At 60.5% G+C, this 20,137-nt stretch carries 16 protein-coding genes; 12 read left to right on the top strand and 4 right to left on the bottom strand.

Annotated features, from left to right (window positions below):
* Positions 1 to 200 precede the first annotated feature (200 nt).
* The gene (locus tag BM399_RS00985; protein WP_177228007.1) at positions 201 to 1,388 is read left to right on the top strand and encodes an acyl-CoA dehydrogenase; all 1,188 of its coding nucleotides are present in this window, start codon (positions 201 to 203) and stop codon (positions 1,386 to 1,388) included.
* Complete coding sequence (locus tag BM399_RS00980) at positions 1,385 to 2,599, top strand: CaiB/BaiF CoA transferase family protein (RefSeq protein WP_092862981.1); 1,215 nt, start codon at positions 1,385 to 1,387, stop codon at positions 2,597 to 2,599. The genes BM399_RS00985 and BM399_RS00980 overlap by 4 nt, the downstream gene beginning before the upstream one ends.
* On the opposite strand, the gene BM399_RS00975 is transcribed toward BM399_RS00980, so the two are convergent.
* Positions 2,596 to 4,467: a bifunctional diguanylate cyclase/phosphodiesterase gene (locus BM399_RS00975; RefSeq protein WP_244531016.1), complete on the bottom strand. Its 1,872-nt coding sequence runs from the start codon at positions 4,465 to 4,467 to the stop codon at positions 2,596 to 2,598. The genes BM399_RS00980 and BM399_RS00975 overlap by 4 nt on opposite strands.
* Before the next feature lie 590 nt (positions 4,468 to 5,057).
* Here BM399_RS00975 and BM399_RS00970 point away from each other — a divergent pair.
* From BM399_RS00970 to BM399_RS00945, 6 genes are all read left to right on the top strand, one after another.
* Positions 5,058 to 6,542 carry an OpgD/OpgG family glucan biosynthesis protein gene (locus BM399_RS00970; RefSeq protein WP_244531015.1) on the top strand — a complete coding sequence of 495 codons (1,485 nt, stop codon included), beginning with the start codon at positions 5,058 to 5,060 and terminating at the stop codon, positions 6,540 to 6,542.
* 211 nt (positions 6,543 to 6,753) lie between these two features.
* Positions 6,754 to 8,379: an NADP-dependent glyceraldehyde-3-phosphate dehydrogenase gene (locus tag BM399_RS00965; RefSeq protein ID WP_092862975.1), complete on the top strand. Its 1,626-nt coding sequence runs from the start codon at positions 6,754 to 6,756 to the stop codon at positions 8,377 to 8,379.
* A 184-nt stretch (positions 8,380 to 8,563) separates the two neighbouring features.
* Positions 8,564 to 10,294: an adenylate/guanylate cyclase domain-containing protein gene (locus BM399_RS00960; protein ID WP_092862972.1), complete on the top strand. Its 1,731-nt coding sequence runs from the start codon at positions 8,564 to 8,566 to the stop codon at positions 10,292 to 10,294.
* A gap of 162 nt (positions 10,295 to 10,456) precedes the next feature.
* The gene (locus tag BM399_RS00955; protein WP_092866056.1) at positions 10,457 to 12,763 is read left to right on the top strand and encodes an FdhF/YdeP family oxidoreductase; all 2,307 of its coding nucleotides are present in this window, start codon (positions 10,457 to 10,459) and stop codon (positions 12,761 to 12,763) included.
* Positions 12,760 to 13,077: a hypothetical protein gene (locus BM399_RS00950; RefSeq protein WP_092862969.1), complete on the top strand. Its 318-nt coding sequence runs from the start codon at positions 12,760 to 12,762 to the stop codon at positions 13,075 to 13,077. The genes BM399_RS00955 and BM399_RS00950 overlap by 4 nt, the downstream gene beginning before the upstream one ends.
* A 172-nt stretch (positions 13,078 to 13,249) precedes the next feature.
* Positions 13,250 to 13,510, top strand: a complete 261-nt coding sequence (locus BM399_RS00945; protein WP_092862966.1) for a hypothetical protein — start codon at positions 13,250 to 13,252, stop codon at positions 13,508 to 13,510.
* Here the strand turns inward: BM399_RS00945 and BM399_RS00940 are convergent, their stop codons facing one another.
* Complete coding sequence (locus BM399_RS00940; RefSeq protein WP_092862963.1) at positions 13,511 to 13,726, bottom strand: hypothetical protein; 216 nt, start codon at positions 13,724 to 13,726, stop codon at positions 13,511 to 13,513.
* Positions 13,727 to 13,820: 94 nt separating this feature from the next.
* Positions 13,821 to 14,285 (bottom strand): CreA family protein, encoded by a 465-nt coding sequence (locus tag BM399_RS00935; protein WP_092862960.1) that lies wholly within the window; start codon positions 14,283 to 14,285, stop codon positions 13,821 to 13,823.
* Positions 14,286 to 15,216: 931 nt separating this feature from the next.
* On the opposite strand from BM399_RS00935, the gene BM399_RS00925 reads away from it, so the two are divergent.
* The 4 genes from BM399_RS00925 to lon all read left to right on the top strand — a co-directional run bounded on the left by BM399_RS00925 (position 15,217) and on the right by lon (position 19,214).
* Positions 15,217 to 15,741, top strand: a complete 525-nt coding sequence (locus BM399_RS00925; RefSeq protein WP_092862957.1) for a hypothetical protein — start codon at positions 15,217 to 15,219, stop codon at positions 15,739 to 15,741.
* Between the two features lie 82 nt (positions 15,742 to 15,823).
* Positions 15,824 to 16,225, top strand: coding sequence for a translational machinery protein (locus BM399_RS00920; RefSeq protein ID WP_092862954.1), 402 nt, complete (start codon positions 15,824 to 15,826; stop codon positions 16,223 to 16,225).
* A 146-nt stretch (positions 16,226 to 16,371) separates the two neighbouring features.
* Positions 16,372 to 16,779: an Hsp20/alpha crystallin family protein gene (locus tag BM399_RS00915; protein ID WP_092862951.1), complete on the top strand. Its 408-nt coding sequence runs from the start codon at positions 16,372 to 16,374 to the stop codon at positions 16,777 to 16,779.
* A gap of 11 nt (positions 16,780 to 16,790) precedes the next feature.
* On the top strand, positions 16,791 to 19,214 hold the full coding sequence (gene lon, locus BM399_RS00910; protein WP_092862948.1) for an endopeptidase La: 2,424 nt from the start codon (positions 16,791 to 16,793) through the stop codon (positions 19,212 to 19,214).
* 32 nt (positions 19,215 to 19,246) lie between these two features.
* On the opposite strand, the gene BM399_RS00905 is transcribed toward lon, so the two are convergent.
* Complete coding sequence (locus BM399_RS00905; protein WP_092862945.1) at positions 19,247 to 20,104, bottom strand: c-type cytochrome; 858 nt, start codon at positions 20,102 to 20,104, stop codon at positions 19,247 to 19,249.
* Between the last annotated feature and the right edge of the window lie 33 nt (positions 20,105 to 20,137).

Raw genomic sequence — 20,137 nt, 5'->3', positions numbered from 1 at the left:
CGGGATGCATCAAGGTAGGAATCCCGGCAGGCATCGTTATCGACCGGCCCGATACCACCGCCCGGGCAATCGGGCAATGGAGACCATCGCCCGGGGGCTGTGCAGCTACTGCATACATTGGATTCATCTTCTGCATTTCCCAAGGCGCGGCCGACCCAATATAGAGTGCGGCAACGATAAGCCGATCCGGGGAGTCCAAAGTGGCCGCAGGTCCAAGTTTCGTATGGGAAGATCCGCTGTTGCTGGATGCCCAGCTGACCGAGGATGAAAAGCTGATCCGCGACACCGCGAGATCGTTTGCCGCGCGAAAGCTGCAACCCCACGTCATCGAAGCCTATGCCCAGGAAAAGACCGACCCCGGCATTTTTCGCGAGTTGGGAGATCTCGGTCTCCTCGGCTGCACTTTGCCCGCCGAATACGGCGGCTCCGCATCGAGCTACGTCTCCTACGGCCTGATCGCCCGCGAAATCGAACGCGTCGATTCCGGTTATCGCTCGATGATGAGCGTGCAGTCGTCGCTGGTGATGTATCCGATCCATGCCTACGGCAGCGAGGAGCAGCGCCAGAAATACTTGCCCAAACTCGCGAGCGGCGAATGGATCGGCTGCTTCGGCCTGACCGAACCCGACGCCGGATCGGACCCCGGCGGCATGCGAACGAGAGCCGAGAAGATTTCAGGCGGCTACCGGCTCACCGGCTCCAAGATGTGGATCACCAATTCTCCGATCGCCGACGTCTTCGTCGTCTGGGCCAAATCGGCTGAACACGGCGGCAGCATCCGCGGCTTCATTCTCGATAAGGGCATGAAGGGCCTTTCGGCGCCAAAGATCTCGGGCAAGCTTTCCTTGCGCGCGTCCGTCACGGGCGAGATCGTCATGGACGGCGTCGATGTACCCGAAAACGCGATGCTGCCGAATGTCTCTGGCCTCGCCGGGCCGTTCGGCTGCCTCAACCGCGCGCGCTACGGCATTGCTTGGGGCGTGATGGGTGCGGCGGAATTCTGCTTTCACGCCGCGCGGCAGTACACGCTCGACCGCAAGCAATTCGGCAAGCCGCTCGCCGCTACGCAGCTCATACAGAAAAAGCTCGCCGACATGGAGACCGAGATCACGCTAGGCCTGCAAGCCGCTCTCCGCGTCGGCCGCCTCTTCGACGACGGACAAATGGCGCCCGAGATGATCTCGCTCATCAAGCGCAACAATTGCGGGAAGGCACTCGACATCGCCCGCGCGGCCCGCGACATGCACGGCGGCAACGGCATATCGGAAGAGTTCCAGGTCATGCGCCACATGTTGAACCTCGAAACGGTCAACACCTACGAAGGCACGCATGACATTCACGCATTGATCCTTGGCCGCGCCATCACCGGCCTCCAGGCATTCGCATGACGGCATCAGCAGGTACGAAGCCGCTCGCAGGACTGCGCGTCCTCGAGCTTGCGCGGGTCCTCGCCGGTCCCTGGGCCGGACAAACGCTTGCCGATCTCGGCGCGCATGTGATCAAGGTCGAGCGGCCCGAGGGCGGCGATGAAACGCGAACGTGGGGTCCGCCCTTCGTCGCAGGCAGCAAAGGCGGGGCCTCCGCCGCTTATTTCCACGCAACGAACCGCGGCAAGAAATCGATCGCCCTGAGTTTTGATCAGCCCGCTGGCCTGAACGCGGTGCTGGCGCTCGCGAAAGACGCTGACGTCATCATCGAGAACTTCAAAGTCGGCGGCTTGGCGAAGTACGGCCTCGACTACGCCGCGATAAAGAAAATCAATCCTCGCGTCATTTATTGCTCGATCACCGGCTTCGGCCAAACCGGCCCATACGCATCTCGCGCAGGCTACGATTACATCGTGCAGGGCATGGGCGGGATCATGGATCTGACCGGCGCACCCGACGGCGAACCGCAAAAAATCGGCGTCGCGTTCGCAGATATTTTTGCCGGCGTCTACTCGACCGTCGGCATTCTCGCCGCGCTCAATTCCCGCAACGCGACCGGCGAAGGCGCCTACATCGATATGGCTTTGCTCGATACGCAGGTCTCCGTGCTCGCCAACCAAGGGATGAACTATCTCGTTTCCGGAAAACCGCCGCGCCGTCTCGGCAACGCGCATCCGAACATCGTCCCCTATCAGGTATTCACGGCCGCAGACCGTCCGATCATCATCGCGACCGGCAACGACGGACAATTCGCTCGCGTCTGCGAAGTGCTGGGGTTGTCGGGCCTCGAAGCCGACGAACGCTTCAACACGAACGCGCACCGCGTTGCCAATCGCGCGGCTCTCATTCCACTCATAGAAGCGGAAACGGCCAAGAGATCATCCGTCGATCTGCTGGCAGCCTTAGAGGCGGCTGGCGTACCCGCGGGCCCCGTGAACCGGCTCGATCAGACGTTTGCCGACCCGCAGGTCATCGCGCGCCAACTGCGCCAGGACCTGACCCGAGACGACGGAACATCGGTCCCGGCAATTCGCAGTCCGATCGTCATGAATGGCGAACCCTGCGTCGCAACCGTTCCAAGCCCTGAGCTTGGCGAACACACGTCGGATATCTTGGATTTACTGGCCGAAGGAGGCGATCCATGGACCGCCTTCCCGAAAGACGCCGGCTAAATCTCGCGAAGCTTCGGCAGAGCGCTCGAATACGTTCGCGGATGTTTCGGACCGGTCAGATGCGCATAGGCTCCGATCGGCATCGGCTTGCCGAAGAGATAGCCTTGGATCTCGTGGCAGCGAAGAAGCCGGAGCATCGCCACCTGCTCATCCGATTCCACGCCTTCCGCCACGACGCGCAATCCCATGGCGCGGCCGAGCCCGATGACGGAATTGACGATCGCGGCGGCATCCGAATTGTTGATCATGTCGGACACGAAACTGCGGTCGACTTTGATCCGGTCGAACGGAAATGCCCTGAGCGTGCTGAGCGATGAATATCCGGTCCCGAAATCATCGATGGCGACGCTCACGCCGAGATCCTTGATCTCCTGCAACGTCATCTTCGCCGTCGCCGAATCTTGAATGAAAAGACTCTCGGTCACCTCGACCTCGAGCCGTTCCGGTGCAAGACCCGTCTCGGACAGCACGTCCTTCACGAGTTGCGCGAAATCGGCCTGGACGATCTGAGCCGCCGATACGTTGACCGCGACTCTGAGCTGCGCCGTCCAGCGCGCGGCTTCCCTGCAGGCTTCACGCAGAACGAAGGCGCCCATGGGGATGATGGCGCCGCTCGTTTCAGCCGCGGGAATGAAATCCGCGGGAGATATCGAACCGTGCTCCGGATGCTTCCACCGGAGCAGAGCTTCGAAGCCGCCGACCGCGACCGTTCGGGCATCGACCTGAGGCTGGAAGACGACCGACAGCTCACCCTTGTCGACAGCGAGACCCACGTCACGCTGCATGATGCGGCGCCGATGCTGCTCGCGCTGCATCTCCGACTCAAAAAGCGCGTACCCGCATCCACCTCTTTTGACACGCCGCCGTGCCGTCTCGGCATGCGCGAGCAGAGTATCCTGATCTTTTCCGTCGGCGGGAAAATTCGAAACGCCAACGACCGCTTCGACGGAAATCCGCTCGCCGCTCTCGTGGTCGTAGCGGCCGCTCAAGCCTTCAACGAGCTGGCGGGCGAACTCTTTGCATGCGCCATCCTCGGGGCCGACCGTCTTGGCAACCAGAAACTCATCGCCGCCCATACGGACGATCAAATCGGACTCGGATGCAACCGATCTGAGACGATCGGCGACTTTCCTGAGCACGATGTCGCCGACCGAATGCCCGTGAAGATCGTTGATCGCTCTGAAATCGGCAAGATCGACATGGAAAAGGCCGACGGACCGCTCCATTTCCGAGGCGCGCTGCAGCGCCACTGCAAGCCGCTTCCGGAGCGTCGCGCGATTGCCGAGCCCCGTCAAAGGATCGAAGAACGCAAGCTCGTTAAGCCGCGATCGCGCATCCGTGCTCTCGATCGCCATGGCGCAGATGTTCACGCACTTGGAAACGATCAGGCGCTCGAGGTCGCTCGCTCCGCGCGATTTGCGAAAATAAAATGCGAAAGCCCCGAGCACCCGACCGTCGGGCGCTTCGATGGGGCTCGACCAACAGGCGCGCAGCCCATGGTGCAAAGCGTGGTTCTTAAAATTTTCCCAAAGCGGATCGGTTTGAATGTCCTGAACTTCAACCGCCTCCCTCCGGAAAATTGCCGTACCGCAGGAGCCGACATTGGGCCCGATGGCAACCCCGTTCACCCATCCGCTGGCTTCGGGAAGACTCGGGCCCGCAATGAAACTGAGGCGGCCGTCGTCGTCGACGCTGATAACGGAACAGATGACTTCGGGAGCGAGTGCTTCGACTTCATGGCAAAGCATGGTCATCATGTTCAGGAGGCTTTCGCCGGAAGCAATTCCGACAAGCATCTCCCGTTGAAGAGTTTGCAGCCTCTCCTTGATGAAGTCCGCATTTGCAAGCGGGGCGCCGCTCAACATCATGGCTCGATAATTTCTCCGAGGCGTCGCACGACATTCACCTATTGGGACACGAGCACTCCGACCGGTATGTAAAGAAAAAGTTGCGGAGAGTTTAATCTGAAGTCCACCAATGTTCTTGCGAGTGACATCAGAGATGAAATCAACAATTTGGCTAACGAGACTTTGTTCGCAGGTGCCGAATTGAAACGTCCCGGCGACCGATTCAGCGGCTGCTCAACATCATTGTGGATGAAACATTAACGCTGGCCGAAGGGCCTCCCGAACCGTTGCTGATACCCGCTTGAGTTCGTGAGAAAGCGAAGCTGTAGCGGTAGGACGCCGCAGTCCAAATATCGTCAAACTCAGGTCTCGCCGCCGGGGCATGATCCGCCCGTTGGAAAGACCAGCCGGCAGAACAGTCTGATCTCAACGGACGGCCTCTCGCGCGCCTAGTTGAAATATCCTCTTTCCTAGCAGATATAGGCGACGCCACACCGTTATTTCCCACCAACCTCTGGTCACACCGGAATAACATGCCCTTTACGCTTGACCGTCGACATGTCTTGGCTGGCGCCTTAACCAGTGCCGCGGTGGGTTGGAGCAGTTCCGCAATGAGCGGCGCACCGATTGGGGCCGCCACCCTCGGATCGCCGCAACCGTTTTCCTTCGATGACCTGAAGGAAAGAGCAAAAACCTTATCGCAAACGCCTTACGCCCCCGCGCCCCAGCCGGACGATCCGCTGCGGGGCATGACCTTCGATACGTTCGCCCAGGCAGTCTACAAGCCGGAAATGGAGCTCTGGCGGGAAGTGCCGGGCGCCCAGACCGTGCGGCTCTTCCCTCAAGGGCGGTTCTACGCGGAGCCGGTGGGCATCTACGTGCTCGAGAATGGCTCGGCCCGCGAGGTGGTTTACAACCCCGACTACTTCAATATGCCGGCAGATCATCCGCTCAGGAAATTGAAGTCGGCGGGCTTTGCCGGTTTTCGATTGATGAGCCGAGGCGGCCAGAGCGATTGGCTCGCCTATCTCGGCGCTTCCTATTTCCGCGCCTCCGACCCCTACGACCAGTATGGCGGATCGGCGCGAGGACTGGCCATCAACACGGGCGAGCCCGAAGAATTCCCGCGCTTCACGAACTTCTGGCTGGAACCGAACGGCAGCGGCATGACCATCTACGCCCTGCTCGAGAGCAAGAGCGTAACCGGCGCCTACCGGATGGACAGCCGGCGCATCGAAGGCGGCCAGGGCGGCGCGATCCAGGACATCGAGTGCGAACTCTATTTCCGCGCTCCCGTCCGTTTGCTCGGCATCGCGCCGTTGACCGGCATGTTCTGGTACGGCGAAAATTCCGGGCACTACCGTGGCGACTGGCGCCCGGAGGTTCACGATTGCGACGGCCTCTCCATGTGGACCGGCCGCGGCGAACGCATCTGGCGGCCGCTTTCCAATCCGCCCCGCATCGTCACCAACAGCTTCCTCGACGACAATCCCAAGGGTTACGGGCTGATCCAGCGCGACCGCAACTTCGAGAACTACCAGGACGACAGCCTGTTCTATGACAGACGGCCGAGCATGTGGGTCGAGCCGTTGTCAGGATGGGGCAAGGGCGCCATCAAGCTCGTACAGCTGCCGACACCGAACGAAACTGAAGATAACATTGTCGCCTTCTGGAATCCCGAGCAACCGATCGTGGCCGGATCTGTCATCAACGCGCGCTATCGGTTGTATTGGGGCCTGGACTCGCCGCCCACCGGCGACGTCGCCCGCATCGTCGCAACGCGCGTCGGCCTCGGCGGTCTCGGCGGACGCGACCTCGACCTCCGCCATACCAAGCCCGGCGCGCGGAAATTCATGATCGACGTTGAAGGCAAGACCTTGGAGGACGAGGTTCGCTACGGCGGCCTGGAGACGATCGTCACGACATCCAACGGCACCATCAGCGGCGTCGAAGCGTTTCCCGTTGTCGGCACCAAGCGCTGGCGCATGATGTTTGACTTGGGCGACCTCAACGGCCAGCCCGCCGATCTCCGCGCTTTCCTTGCGAAGAAGGGAGAAGCGCTGAGCGAAACCTGGCTCTACCAGGCTTTCCCCTGACGAGGTTGCGCACCCAAAAATCCGCGTCGCCCGGCCCAGATCGTTGGAAGCTACCCGCCCCAGAACTGTAGAGGGCTGTAGAGGCCTTTAGAGGGAACGCGCGGAACGATCGCCCCGTAGCGAGGTTCAGTGTCGTGGGGGCCGGAAGCAGGCGCTTCCGCGTTTCTCCGCAATGATCTCCTCGTCTAGCGATCGGAGGCATCGGCTGCACATGGTCACCACGGACCAATTGCGAGCGCTCTTTCCCGAAGCTGCAAACCTCGAGGCCCATTCCCCGCCGGCTCCCATCGATCAGCGCGATATACTCGTCGACGGCGCGCTGAAGCGCTGGACGGGCGAAACCATTCCCGTACGCTCCGCGATCTGCGCCCGCAAACCTGATGGAACTCTCGAACAGATCCCGCTTGGAAGCTATCCGACGGCGGGAATTCCGGAGGCGATGGAAGCGCTGGCTGCAGCCGTCGAAGCCTACGACGACGGCCGGGGCGAATGGCCGACAATGGCAGTCTCCGAGCGTATCGCCTGCATGCAGGAATTCACGCAGCTGATGATGGAGAGCCGAGCCGCCATCGTCGAACTGATCATGTGGGAGATCGGCAAGAGCCGCGTCGATTCCGAAAAGGAGTTCGATCGCACCATCGACTACATCAAGGCGACTATCGAAGCGCTGAAGGAACTCGACAACGCCAACTCACGCTTTTTGGTGGTCGAAGGCACGATCGGCCAGATCCGCCGGACGCCGCTCGGCGTGGTGCTCTGCATGGGCCCTTATAATTATCCGGTGAACGAAACCTTCGCGACGCTCATCCCCGCGATGATCATGGGCAATTCCGTCGTCTTCAAACCGCCGACATACGGCGTACTCCTGTTCAATCCCCTGCTCCAAGCCTTCAAGAAAGCGTTCCCGCCGGGCGTGATCAACACCGTTTACGGCAAGGGCGAGGAGATCGTCCCCGCGCTGCTCGAATCCGGAAAAATCAACGTCCTCACGTTGATCGGCTCGAGCAAGGTCGCGGACCACCTGAAGAAGATGCATCCAAAGGTGAACCGCCTTCGCGCCATCCTCGGCCTCGACGCGAAGAACGCGGCAATCGTTCTTCCCGACGCCGACATGAACCTCGCCGTGAAGGAATGCGTGACGGGTGCACTTTCGTTCAACGGACAGCGTTGCACGGCGCTCAAGATGTTGATCGTCCATCGCGACATCGTCGACACCTTCACTGAGCGCCTCGTCGCGGAAGTCGAGAAGCTCAAGATCGGAATGCCTTGGGAAAAGGGCGTGGTGATAACCCCGCTCCCGGACATTTCCAAAGTTCGGCACATGACGCGGCTCGTCGAAGACGCAAAATCGAAAGGCGCACGCGTTCTCAATAAGGATGGCGGAACGGTCTGCGGAACGCTCTTTGCGCCGGCCGTCGTCTATCCCGTCAAGGAAAACATGCTCCTGTATCGGGAGGAACAGTTCGGCCCAATCGTGCCTGTCATATCATTCGACGATTTGGAAACCGCGCTTGAGTACGTCATCACGTCCGAGCACGGCCAGCAGGTATCGATCTTCAGCGAAAATCCCGAAACCATCGGCCACCTTGTCGATCCGCTCGTCAATCAGGTGTGCCGCGTGAACGTCAACTGCCAATGCCAGCGCGGACCGGATGTCTTTCCATTCACGGGACGCAAGGATTCGGCCGAAGGAACGCTCTCGGTGACGGACGCGTTGAGATCGTTCTCGATCCGCTCCATGGTTGCCGCGAAGCAGACGGACGATTCAAAACGCATCTTGAACAAGATCGTCCGCGACCACGACAGCAACTTCATCAACACGGACTTTATTTTCTGATCGGCACAAACGCGAAGACGGGGGAAATTCGCCCCCTCGCCTTGTCCATTCGTCTTTGGGCGGCGCATTAGAGCAGCACACAACATAATATCTCGCGAAGAGGATCTTTTCGGCGCACAATTAGCTTGACCAACGCCAAGAGAAATAGCACGGCGATGCGGGGAATCCCTTCACCGGAGACGCCATGCAGGTCCTTCTGCGAGGAGACTGGAGACAAAGGCTCCGCCTCATTTCAGGGCTGATCCTTTTTGCCTTTGCGACGACCCACTTCCTCAATCACGCCCTCGCGCTATTCGATCTGCAAGCGATGTACGAAGTCCAGCAATGGCGCTGGATCGTAACGCGCTCGTGGCCGGGCACGATCATCCTCGCAGCCGCGCTCGTCACGCACATCGTGCTTGCGCTCGACAAGCTTTCCGACCGCGCCACTCTGCGCCTTCCGGCGTGGGAATTCATCCAGCTCGCCCTTGGCCTTGCCATTCCGTTTCTGCTTCTGCCGCACATCGTCAACACACGCTTTGCGCGCGACATCTTCGGAGTGAACGATACCTACCTCTACGAGCTCGCGCGGCTCTGGCCGGATAGCGCCGTGCTGCAAAGTACGCTTCTGCTGCTCGTCTGGATTCACGGCTGCATGGGCATTCATTTCTGGCTGCGCCTTTACGCGCCTTACCGGAAATTCCAGCCGCTCCTGCTGTTGATCGCGATCGCCATTCCGATTGCGGCGCTCGGCGGCTTCATGGTCGGCGGCCGCGCCGTCGCACAGATGATCGCTGACCCGAAAACGTTCGATGAGGTGAAGCAGCTTTCTCATTGGCCGAGCCCCGACAACGCCGACCGCTTGGCGGCCATGCGCCTGATCGTGCGCCTCGTCTTCGCGGCGATGCTGACAGCCGCTCTCGGTCTTCTCGTCTGGCCGGCGATCCAACGCCGCTACTGGCCGCACTTCATTATCAATTACGTCGGAGCTGGTTCCGCGAACTGCACCTTCGGACCGACGCTGCTCGAAATCAGCCGAATGAACGGCATCCCGCACGCATCCGTTTGCGGTGGCCGCGCCCGCTGTTCCACATGCAGGGTCCGGGTCGAGGAAGGCATCGACGCTGTTCCTCCGGCAACTTTTCCCGAAGCCGTCACGCTTGCGAGCATCGGTGCGCCTCAGAATGTGCGCCTCGCCTGCCAGGTGAGACCGCGCGGCCCGATGACGGTCACAAGGTTGCTTAGACCATCCACGGCAAGCCCCGCGGATGTCGATGAAGCCGAGCGCGGTTCCGAAGGCATCGAAAAGCCGCTCGCCGCTTTCGTTCTCGACCTGCGTGACTTTACGCGGCTCTCACAGAAGAAAATGCCTCACGACATCGTCTTCATGCTGAACGAAGTCTTCGCCGCAGCCGGCAGCGCCATCGCCGTCCACGACGGCTGGATCGATAAGTTTATCGGCGACGGGCTGCTCGCAGTGTTCGGCGAAAAGCATGGGATAGAAATCGGCTGCCGACAGGCGCTCAGAGCCGCACGAGACATCGATCTCGCACTGGACCACATCAACGCCAAGATGGAAGCCGAATTCGGCCGGCCCCTTCGCGTCGGCATCGGCATCGAAGCCGGTCCGCTATTGATGGGACGGATTGGCTACGGCCCGAACGTCGACATGACCGTGATCGGCAGTGCCGTGAACGTCGCGAGCCGCCTCGAAGCCGTCGCCAAAGAGAAGGGCGCCCAGGTCGTCATATCCCACGAGGTCGCAAGGCTCGCCGGATGGACACCCGCTCCCGAGCTCCTCTCCAAGGTGGACATTCGCGGCGTCAGCGAACCCCTCGAGATCGTCGCAATCCCGCGCGGACGCGATCTCCCGGCGAGCCTCCTCGCCTCCATCGAGGACGTGGACGAGCGCGTCGTCGGCAGAGCGGCCTTTTGAGGCACCGCCGGGGTCGACGCGTTTGCCGCGCGCTAAAACTATGAAAAATCTAGCGATATGCCGTTTCCGCATAACGGTTATTCCTTGCCCGTGCGTTGCGGACCCCCATCATTTCGCACATGCACAATGAGGGCCGGGATGGCAAACGTTGGTGAAGGCGCGATGGGCAAACCTGAATTTATTGGCAAGAAGTCGAAAGCGGCCGGTGGCTGGGGCGCGCTGAAGAGCTGCGGAAAGAAGCTGCTCGCAAGCGGCGCACCGCTTTCCGGCGCCGCGGCGATGCTGAAGGCCAATCAGCCGGACGGCTTTGACTGCCCGGGCTGCGCATGGGGCGACCCGGAGCACGGCTCATCATTCGAATTCTGCGAAAACGGCGTGAAAGCCGTCGCCTGGGAATCGACCGACAAACGCGTCAAGCCTGACTTCTTCAAGAAACACACGGTCAGCGAGCTTCGCACCTGGACGGATTACGACCTCGAGCGCGAAGGCCGCTTGACCCACCCGATGCGCTACAACGCTGCGAGCGATCGCTACGTGCAGGCTGGCTGGGACGAAGCCTTCGGTGAAATCGCCGGCGTCCTGAATAGCCTCGACAGCCCCGACCGCGCCGAATTCTACACCTCCGGCCGCGCGTCGAACGAAGCCGCCTTCATCTATCAGCTCTTCGTCCGCCTCTACGGCACGAACAATTTTCCCGACTGCTCGAACATGTGCCACGAGGCGAGCGGCGTCGCGCTCGACCAGGCCGTCGGCATCGGCAAAGGCACGGTCATGCTCGAAGATTTCGAGAAGGCCGACGCAATCTTCGTCATCGGACAGAACCCCGGCACGAACCATCCGCGCATGCTCGGCGATCTCCGCCGCGCGGCGCTCCGTGGTGCCCGCATCGCCGTCTTCAATCCGGTGCGCGAGAAAGGCCTCGAACGCTTCGCCGACCCTCAGGACAAGCTGGAAATGATCACGGGCGGCTCGACGCCGATCGCCAGTGAATACTTTCAGGTCCGCGTCGGCGGTGACATGGCGGCCGTACGCGGCATGGCGAAGGCTGTATTCGCGGCCGATGACGCCGCCCGCGCGGCCGGACGCCCGTCGGTCCTCGATCACAACTTCCTGAAGCAGCACACATCGGGATTCGAATTCTATAAAGCGAGCGTCGACGCGACGACGTGGGACCAGATCGAAAATCAATCCGGCCTGTCGCGCGCTCAGCTCGAAGAGCTGGCGCAAATCTACATCGGATCGAACAGAACGATTTGCACATGGGCGATGGGCGTCACGCAGCATCGCCACTCGGTCGCGACCATTCGCGAAATCGCGAACTTCATGTTCCTGCGCGGCAACATCGGACGGCCCGGTACGGGGCTATGTCCGGTGCGCGGCCACTCCAACGTCCAAGGCGATCGCACGGTCGGAATTAACGAGAAGCCGCCGCGCCAATTCCTCGATGCACTTGAAAAGGAACTCGGCGTTCCGATGCCGCGCCGCAACGGCCACAACGTCTTGGCCGCAATCGGCGCAATGCTCGATGGATCGGCACAGGCCTTCATCGCTCTCGGCGGCAACTTCGCCCGCGCGACGCCCGACAGCCCGTTGATCGCCAAAGCGCTGATGAACCAGAAGCTCACCGTGAATATTGCGACGAAGCTCAATCATTCGCATCTGCTGCCGGGTAAGGTCAGCTATATCCTTCCCTGCCTCGGGCGCACCGAAATCGATCGCAATGCCGACGGCGTCGCGCAAATCGTGACCGTCGAAGACTCGATGAGCATGGTGCACGGATCAGGCGGCATCAACCGGCCGGCCTCGCCCGAGCTTCGCTCCGAAATCGGCATCATCGCTGGAATCGCAGAAGCGACAGTCGGATCGGCGACCGTTGATTGGAAGAGCCTTGCCCATCACTACGACCGTATCCGCGATCTCATCGCGCGCACCATTCCGGGCTTCCACGATTACAACGAGCGTGTTCGCCGCCCGCGCGGCTTCCGCCTGCCGAACGGCGCCGCGGAGCGCATCTGGCATACGCCGTCCCAGAAGGCGACCTTTGCGAGCTCGGAGCTTCCCGACCAGACCGAGCACCAGCTTGCGATCGCCGAGCAAGGCACGTTCGTGCTCCAGACGTTCCGCTCGCACGATCAATATAACACGACCGTTTATGGCCTCGATGATCGCTACCGCGGCGTCTACGGCGAGCGCCGCGTGGTATTCGTCAATCCGACGGACCTAGAAGAAATCGGCGCCGAAGCCGGCGATCGCGTCGATATCATCGGACGCCACGACGACGGCGTCGAGCGGATCGCGGAGAGCTTCCGCGTCGTTCCCTATGAACTCCCGCGCGGCTCGGTCGCCGGTTATTATCCCGAGTTGAACGTGCTCGTCCCGCTGTCGATCGCCGGCGCCGAGAGCGATACGCCGACCTCGAAATCGGTGCTGGTGTCGTTCCGCCTGTCAGAGCAAGCTAAGGCCGCATGAGCGCGGACCGCGAAGACGAAATCACGGAAGAAACAATTCTCGAGGCCGTCTCGGCCTTGAGATCCGAAGAGGCGGCGCTATCTCCCCTGGGCGCCGCGATACTCGCGGCCCTGCATTTCGGCATCGCGAAGGACAGCAGGACTTTTTCCCGAAAATTCGACATCGCGCACGCGCTTGCACTTCGCGAGATCACGACGCTCTCTGACGATCTAGGACTTGTAACCGTCGTCGGACGAAATCCGCGCACGCAACGCACCGAACTCGCATTGAGCGAGCAAGGTCTGCACCTCTTCTCGCGTGCGACAGAAACGTAATGAACGCCGCCTTATCGCTGGCGTTTTCTCAACGTAAACACAGTCATCCCTTCAACCTCGGCTGATCGGCATATGCATTGAGCATTGCTTATGTCCGATGCCGTTCCTTCTTCGGTTTGACACGTACATGTGCTACATTGTTTCGCGTGGGGGAGAACATTCGGAGGTACCGATGGACTCTTCTCACGTCTACCAGCCCGAAGCCCTCGAACGTATGACCGTGGTTCTCGAGCGCGCCGCAAGAGAGCTTCGCCTCGACAGCACGCGTCCCGGCGAAAAAGAGCGGCTCGCCAGCTGCATTCTCTCAATCGGAAATATGTACAGTGACGTCAATCGTCTGCTCGAGAAGGCCGTGCGCTTGTATCTTCGTGGCAGCTCCCTCGGCGTCGAGACACGTCGTCAGATTGGTTCCGAAACGATCTCTCTCTGCTAACTACTTGCGGGGCGAGAGGCTCGGGACGACATCGTTGTCGGCATCCGTTCCAGACAACACGCCCGTGCGCTCAGACAGGCTCCGGTCGCTGTGGAAGCTGTAGGCAACAGCGGCAATACCGGCGAGCACGACAAGCGCCAGAAGCCATGGAAACCGGACGCGCGGCGAGGAGGCACGTTTCGATTGCCCTTCGATCTTCTCGGGAGTAACGGCCATCGCATCCTCCAGGGTTCACCCATCTGGCGAAAACCCATGCTCGGCCCCTCAGGTTCCACAAGACGGATTCCAAGAGATCGGCTTCGGGCTCCGCCTAGTGCGCGCCCCACGGCATGACGGGAACGGTCGAGATGGCGTTATACGGTGAGCCTTCGATTAACCGATCGCTGATCGCCACATAGACGAGCGTGTTGCGCTTCCTGTCCACCGTCCTGAACACGTGGGTGTGCTTGAAGAAAAGCGACGTGCTCGCCGAATAAACTTCCTCTTGATCGGGAAGCTTCGAAATGTCGGCGCTGATCGGTCCGACCTGCCGGCACGCAATGGAGAAGTTCGAGGGATCTTCAGCCAAGCCGAACGTCCCTTTGAGGCCGCCCGTTCGCGCCTGACTGATATGGCAGGCGACGCCCGGCACCTTGGGATCATCGAAGCCGCTTACACAGACTTTATCGTTGGCGCCGAAGATTCGAAACGTCGTGCTCATGCAGGCGATGTCGTCCGCCCTCGCGCTCCAGGCCGAAAGCATCAAAAAGAAGGTCACGGCCGGAAAATATTTCATCACTCTCTCCCTCGCGCCTGATTGCCGGCGCACGGAGAAAGTGGATATCGCGGCCCCGCCGCGCAAGAAGGCCGACGGCTTCTGCCGTTGCGATCAATCACTCATCGTACGATATGCGCGTCGCGCCTCGGCAATCTCGCGCCTTCCGCGCTCACATGCGAGACAAGTATGCGACTACCGCTGTCTGAGATATCGCGCGGGCACTTCTCCGGCATTGACCAGTGCCTCGATGCAGTCTCTCGAAAGCACCCTGCGATTGCTTTCGAAACATCTGCGCAGCTCGGAACTTCCCTGCTTATACTTTCCACAGAGGCTGCTGTAGTCGGAGGAGCATGCGTCCTTGACCTTCCGGGTGTAGGCATGGCCCGGCGTGCCAAAAAAGGTCAGCGCTGCTGCGGAAATTACAATTGTTTGAACTATTTTTATCGTCTTCATCGCTGCTGTTCGGACCTGAGCGGCCCACCCCTTATTGTAAAAACGCGTCCGCCAATGCCACGACATTGAGTTACGCGGCGCGGATTTCAAGCAAATAGAGCACGATGTTGCACATATGCCTCCGGCGACGTAACGGGCCTTTCCTGCAAGCAATCTCTCAACCTTGCAACCACTTTATTGATAACCATGTTCTAGCGGCCAAATAGCGGCCGGGTTGCGGTCGTCGGCGCAGTCATTATTGTCCGCATGTGTAATTCAGATCCGACCTGGGTTTATTAGATTGCGAAAACGTATTGTCCCGGTAAGCAGCGTCGCAATTTTTCGAAGTCGGCGCCCCGAAAGAAGCTGCATTTTCGCGGCAGCAGCCTTTGGATTTTCTGTTCTTTCGAGCGCTCATGCCTATGCGGTAAGCGACAACGTTAGACAGGCGTGCAGAGACGATTACTATCAGCACTGCAGTCAGTACTCGGTCGGCACGGAAGAGCTTCGCCAGTGCATGCGGAAGGTCGGCGACGGCTTATCGACCCCTTGCCTCGTTGCGCTCGTGCAGGAAGGGGAAATCACCAAGGAAGACGTCGAACGGCATAACGTCGCGAAAGGCGGCAAGACCTCAGCCAAGAACGTCGCCGACAACGCCGGCGCCAAAGCGGCCGACGACCCCAAGGACGTAAGCAAAAAGAACGCGCAGAAGAAACCGAAGATCGCGAAGACGAAAATCGCGACCGATCCGGCCAACGCGAAGAAGGTTTCGAAAAAGGCCAAGGCAGGCTCTAAAGCGCTGCCGGAGAAGCCGGTCAAGAAAGCAGACAAAAACGTCAAGAAGACAAAGAAATCTGCAAGCGCCAACACCAACCCCGGCGGTCCGAACAAAGGTATCGGCAAAAAACTCTCGACCGCCAAAAACAAAAAGTCCGTGACGAAGCCTGCCGGCGCCAAGCCAAGCGCGACAAAGGCGAGCTCCAAAATGTCAGTGAAAAAGGTGAAGAAGGCGAAGAAGGTCCCTGAAGAGCAGGCTCCCTGAAGATCATTGAAAAGTACCGACCGGGGGCATGGCTGGGGGCAAACGACGTAACGAGGCCAGAGCTCATTCTTACGGAGATCTCATGTCAGAGCACCATTTTCACGCCGTCGTCTGGATCGATCACCACGAGGCCCGCATCTTTTATTTCAGCATATCGGATGCAAACGAGATCGTGGTCCGCCCGAAAGATCCCACGCGCCATATCCACCACAAGGCGAATACCATCGGCAGCGGCCACGCGCCCGAAGATCCCGATTTCTTGCAACGCGTAACGGACGCGTTGGCGGACGCCGGAGCGATACTTGTCCTTGGCCCGGCGAACGAAAAGCTCGCTCTCTTAAACCATATCGACCGTCGCGCACCCGCGCTTAAATCCAAAATACGAGGGGTGGAAACAGCCGATCATCCGACCGACGGTGAGATTCTGGCGCTCGCACGCAGGTTCTTCAAGGATGATCACCTGGAACCGCCGCGCGTCCAGTAACTGAAAAATAATCACCTGACGGGACGTTGCAACCAATGGACCCGGCCGGATCGAGTGCGCTCCTTGGCGACAGATCGATCTTATCGCGGTAGTCTCCTCGCGCAGCTACTTTCTCGACGGATCAATCCGCAAGCGAAAGAGTATTCATGTCAAACAGAGATCCGATGACCTGGATGTTGGCCGAAGCCGTGGAAACATTGACGCGTGCGGAGCGCATGCACCGGCAGATATTTTCCCTGCAGCGATCCGGAGCTAGGAACGAACCTGCATGGGAACCTCCGATTGACGTGCTGGAGACGGAGCGGGAAATTCTAGTCTTTGTCGCTCTTCCAGGCGTCGATCCGGAAATGGTCGAAGCCTCGATCGAGGACGGCATTCTCATTGTGTCGGGCCGCCGCGTTGTCCCGCCACAGCTTCGCAATGCCGTGATCCATCGCCTCGAGCTTCCGCAAGGCCGCTTCGAGCGTCGCGTGCAGTTGCCGGCTGGCCGGTACGGCGTCCGTCAATTCGTATCGAATGGCTGTTTGGTATTCTCGCTGACCAAGGCAGGCTGAGGTAATTTCAAATGATACTCGGTGACTCGAACTCCGCCGGCACGAGCGGCCATACCGCCCCCCGGACAGGAAACGGCACTCCAAATATCGCCCTGCCGTCAGACGCGCTGATCGTCCTGCCGGTCCGCAAAGTCGTGCTCTTTCCGGGCCTCATACTTCCGCTCTCCATCGGCCGCGATAAATCGATCGCTGCCGTCCAGCAAGCTGTGCGGGAAGAGCGCCAGATCGGACTGTTCCTGCAGCGCGATGCCGATAACAACGATCCGGGCCCCGACGATCTCTATCGCATCGGCACGCTTGCCAACATCGTTCGCTACCTCGCGACGCCCGACGGAAACCACCATCTCGTCGTCCAAGGCGTCCAGCGAATTCGTATCGAGGACTTTCTCCCCGCCACGCCGTTTCTGGTCGCGCGCGTCGTCCATATTCCGGAGCCCGACACGAAATCGACCGAAATCGAAGCGCGCTTCCGCAATCTCAAAAGCCAGGCACTCGAGGCGGTGCAGCTCCTACCGCAATCGCCTCCGGAATTGGTGACGGCCATTGAGAATACGGCAACGCCGGCGGCCCTCGCCGACATGGCCGCCGGTTACATGGACATCACGCCCGAAGACAAACAGGCAATCCTCGAAACGGTCGATCTTTCGACGCGCATCGAGCGCGTCTCGACCTTGCTCGCCGAGCGCATCGAGGTGATGCGAATTGCGCAGGAAATTGGCCGTCAGACGAAAGCCGCGTTCGACGACCGTCAGCGCGAAGCAGTCCTGCGCGAGCAAATGGCGACCATCCAGCGGCAACTCGGCGAGGGCGATGGCAAATCGCAAGAAGTCGCCGAACTGAGCGAAGCCATCACCAAAGCTCAGATGCCGGATGACGTCGAAAAGCATGCGCGCAAGGAACTCTCCCGCTACCAAAGACTCCCCGAGGCCGCGGGCGAAGCCGGTATGATCCGCACGTATCTCGATTGGCTGACCGAGCTGCCTTGGGCCCTCCCCGAAGAAAAGCCGATCGATATCGCCGCCGCGCGCCGTATTCTCGATGAAGACCATTTCGGGCTCGAGAAAATCAAGACGCGCATCATTGAATATCTCGCCGTTCGAAAACTCGCGCCTCAAGGCAAAGCCCCAATCCTCTGCTTCGCAGGTCCCCCGGGCGTCGGCAAAACGTCCCTCGGCCAGTCGATAGCACGCGCTATGCAACGCCCATTCGTGCGCGTCAGCCTCGGCGGCGTACACGACGAAGCGGAAATCCGCGGCCATCGCCGCACGTACGTCGGAGCGCTCCCCGGCATCATCATCCAAGGCATCAAGAGGGCTGGCGCCCGCAATTGCGTGATGATGCTCGACGAAATCGACAAGATGGGCCGCGGCATCCAAGGCGATCCATCAGCTGCGATGCTGGAGGTGCTCGATCCCGAACAGAACAGCACCTTCCGCGACAACTATCTCGGCGTCCCGTTCGACCTGAGCCGCGTCGTTTTCATCGCAACGGCAAACATGCTCGACACCATACCGGGCCCGTTGCGCGACCGGATGGAGATCATCAGCCTTGCCGGTTACACCGAAAGCGAGAAGCTGCAGATCGCCCGCCGCTATCTCGTCAACCGTCAGCTCGAAGCGAACGGATTGAAGCCCGGCCAGGTCACGATCGACGACGCGGCTTTGGCCGCCATCATTCACGGCTATACGCGCGAAGCGGGCGTGCGCGGACTCGAACGTGAAGTCGGCAAGGTATTCAGAAACACCGCCGTCAAGATCGCTGAAGACAGCAACGCCCACGTCGACATCACCTCGGCCGGCCTCACGGATATACTCGGTGCACCGCACTTCGAGAATGAAGTCGCGATGCGAACGAGCGTACCCGGCGTCGCGACGGGCCTCGCATGGACGCCGGTCGGCGGCGATATCCTATTCATCGAGGCAAGCAGGTCGCCGGGCAAAGGTGGCTTGATCCTCACCGGCCAGCTCGGCGACGTGATGCGCGAGAGTGCCCAAGCCGCGATGACACTGGTGAAGAATCGCGCCGAATCCCTCGGCATCGATCCTGCCGTTTTCGAGAAGAGCGAGATCCACGTGCACGTCCCGGCGGGCGCAACGCCCAAGGACGGACCGAGCGCCGGCGTCGCGATGTTCATGGCGCTCGTCTCGCTCCTCACAAATCGCACGATCAGAAACGACACCGCGATGACGGGAGAAATCTCGCTGCGGGGGCTCGTCTTGCCTGTCGGCGGCATCAAGGAAAAAGTCGTCGCCGCGGCGGCGGCCGGGATTACGCGCGTTATGCTACCGGCGCGAAACCGGCGCGACTTTGACGATATTCCGCAAGACGCCCGCGATCGGCTGGAATTCATATGGCTCGAACGCGTCGATGACGCCGTTGCCGGCGCGTTGGACAATAGCCAAGGCGCCGCTGCGGCGAACACAATCGTCGCCTGACGCAAAACGGAAAAGGCACAGTACCGAGAGCCTCACGGCGCCGGTTTGGAAGGCGCGGCGTCACGCGCGGATTTGCGCTTACCCATATACGCGAGATAGGCGATGACCGCATCGACGTCTGCATTTGAAATGGCCGCCTCGTCGAAGGCCTCCATCTGCTGCTGCGGCCACGTACGCACCGCCTTCGGATCGCGAATGATGGCGCGAATCCCCTTGGGTGTGATGTATTCGGTGACGTTCATAGGTTGACCGAGATCGGGGCCCATCTCGCCATCCCCCGCACCCTCGATGCGATGGCACGACAAGCAGATCTTGGCGAACACGGTCTGTCCCCTCCGCTCAGGCGCGTCGTTGGCGACCGAGCGATCGACGGCCATTTGCGGCCAACGCTTGAGTGGATCTTCGCCCCCTGAAAGCGACACCAGCGAAAACGGCCATTGCGCATCGCCGACACCGGAACGCTCGGGATTTTCCCAGACCAGATAGAAAGGACCAGCACTGACTGTCTGCCCCGGAAGTTTTGGCCACGGCGCCGCCGGGTCCTCGACGGCGACCCAGGCCACAGCGCCGCCCGCGGAACTCTTCGTCACCATCGAACGCGGAATTTGCGATGCGTATCCATCGCTGGCCCGCGCCTCGATCGTATCGAAGTCGCCATTCAGCGCTGGCCCGATCAGCGCGAGAAGCGGCACCGCGCGATACTTCATTTCGCGATGATATGCGGGGTCCTTTGGGACGGTCAGCAAAGTTGTATCCGGCCTCGCTAGAAGTTCGGCTGCCGTGACGCGCCGCGCCTCGCCACCGAAAGTCAGCGTGAGAACGCGCTCGCTCGCGGCGCAGTGGCCGGCACCGAAAGTCCAAAGGACCAGGAGCGCCAGAATCCGGAACATTCCATTTTCCCCAAAATCAGCCGGCCGCTAACG

It is taken from the genome of Hyphomicrobium facile (assembly GCF_900116175.1).
Taxonomy (GTDB): domain Bacteria; phylum Pseudomonadota; class Alphaproteobacteria; order Rhizobiales; family Hyphomicrobiaceae; genus Hyphomicrobium_B; species Hyphomicrobium_B facile.
The sequence above is the reverse complement of the archived record's forward strand: the minus strand, read 5'-3'. Positions and strand labels throughout refer to the sequence as shown.

Bases quoted from the DNA above. Each gene is read 5' to 3' on its own strand.
- BM399_RS00980 (WP_092862981.1), top strand. From the start codon at position 1,385: ATGACGGCATCAGCAGGTACGAAGCCGCTCGCAGGACTGCGCGTCCTC.
- BM399_RS00975 (WP_244531016.1), bottom strand. From the start codon at position 4,467: ATGATGTTGAGCGGCGCCCCGCTTGCAAATGCGGACTTCATCAAGGAG.
- BM399_RS00970 (WP_244531015.1), top strand. From the start codon at position 5,058: ATGAGCGGCGCACCGATTGGGGCCGCCACCCTCGGATCGCCGCAACCG.
- BM399_RS00965 (WP_092862975.1), top strand. From the start codon at position 6,754: ATGGTCACCACGGACCAATTGCGAGCGCTCTTTCCCGAAGCTGCAAAC.
- BM399_RS00960 (WP_092862972.1), top strand. From the start codon at position 8,564: ATGCAGGTCCTTCTGCGAGGAGACTGGAGACAAAGGCTCCGCCTCATT.
- BM399_RS00955 (WP_092866056.1), top strand. From the start codon at position 10,457: ATGGGCAAACCTGAATTTATTGGCAAGAAGTCGAAAGCGGCCGGTGGC.
- BM399_RS00950 (WP_092862969.1), top strand. From the start codon at position 12,760: ATGAGCGCGGACCGCGAAGACGAAATCACGGAAGAAACAATTCTCGAG.
- BM399_RS00945 (WP_092862966.1), top strand. From the start codon at position 13,250: ATGGACTCTTCTCACGTCTACCAGCCCGAAGCCCTCGAACGTATGACC.
- BM399_RS00940 (WP_092862963.1), bottom strand. From the start codon at position 13,726: ATGGCCGTTACTCCCGAGAAGATCGAAGGGCAATCGAAACGTGCCTCC.
- BM399_RS00935 (WP_092862960.1), bottom strand. From the start codon at position 14,285: ATGAAATATTTTCCGGCCGTGACCTTCTTTTTGATGCTTTCGGCCTGG.
- BM399_RS00925 (WP_092862957.1), top strand. From the start codon at position 15,217: ATGCGGAAGGTCGGCGACGGCTTATCGACCCCTTGCCTCGTTGCGCTC.
- BM399_RS00920 (WP_092862954.1), top strand. From the start codon at position 15,824: ATGTCAGAGCACCATTTTCACGCCGTCGTCTGGATCGATCACCACGAG.
- BM399_RS00915 (WP_092862951.1), top strand. From the start codon at position 16,372: ATGTCAAACAGAGATCCGATGACCTGGATGTTGGCCGAAGCCGTGGAA.
- lon (WP_092862948.1), top strand. From the start codon at position 16,791: ATGATACTCGGTGACTCGAACTCCGCCGGCACGAGCGGCCATACCGCC.
- BM399_RS00905 (WP_092862945.1), bottom strand. From the start codon at position 20,104: ATGTTCCGGATTCTGGCGCTCCTGGTCCTTTGGACTTTCGGTGCCGGC.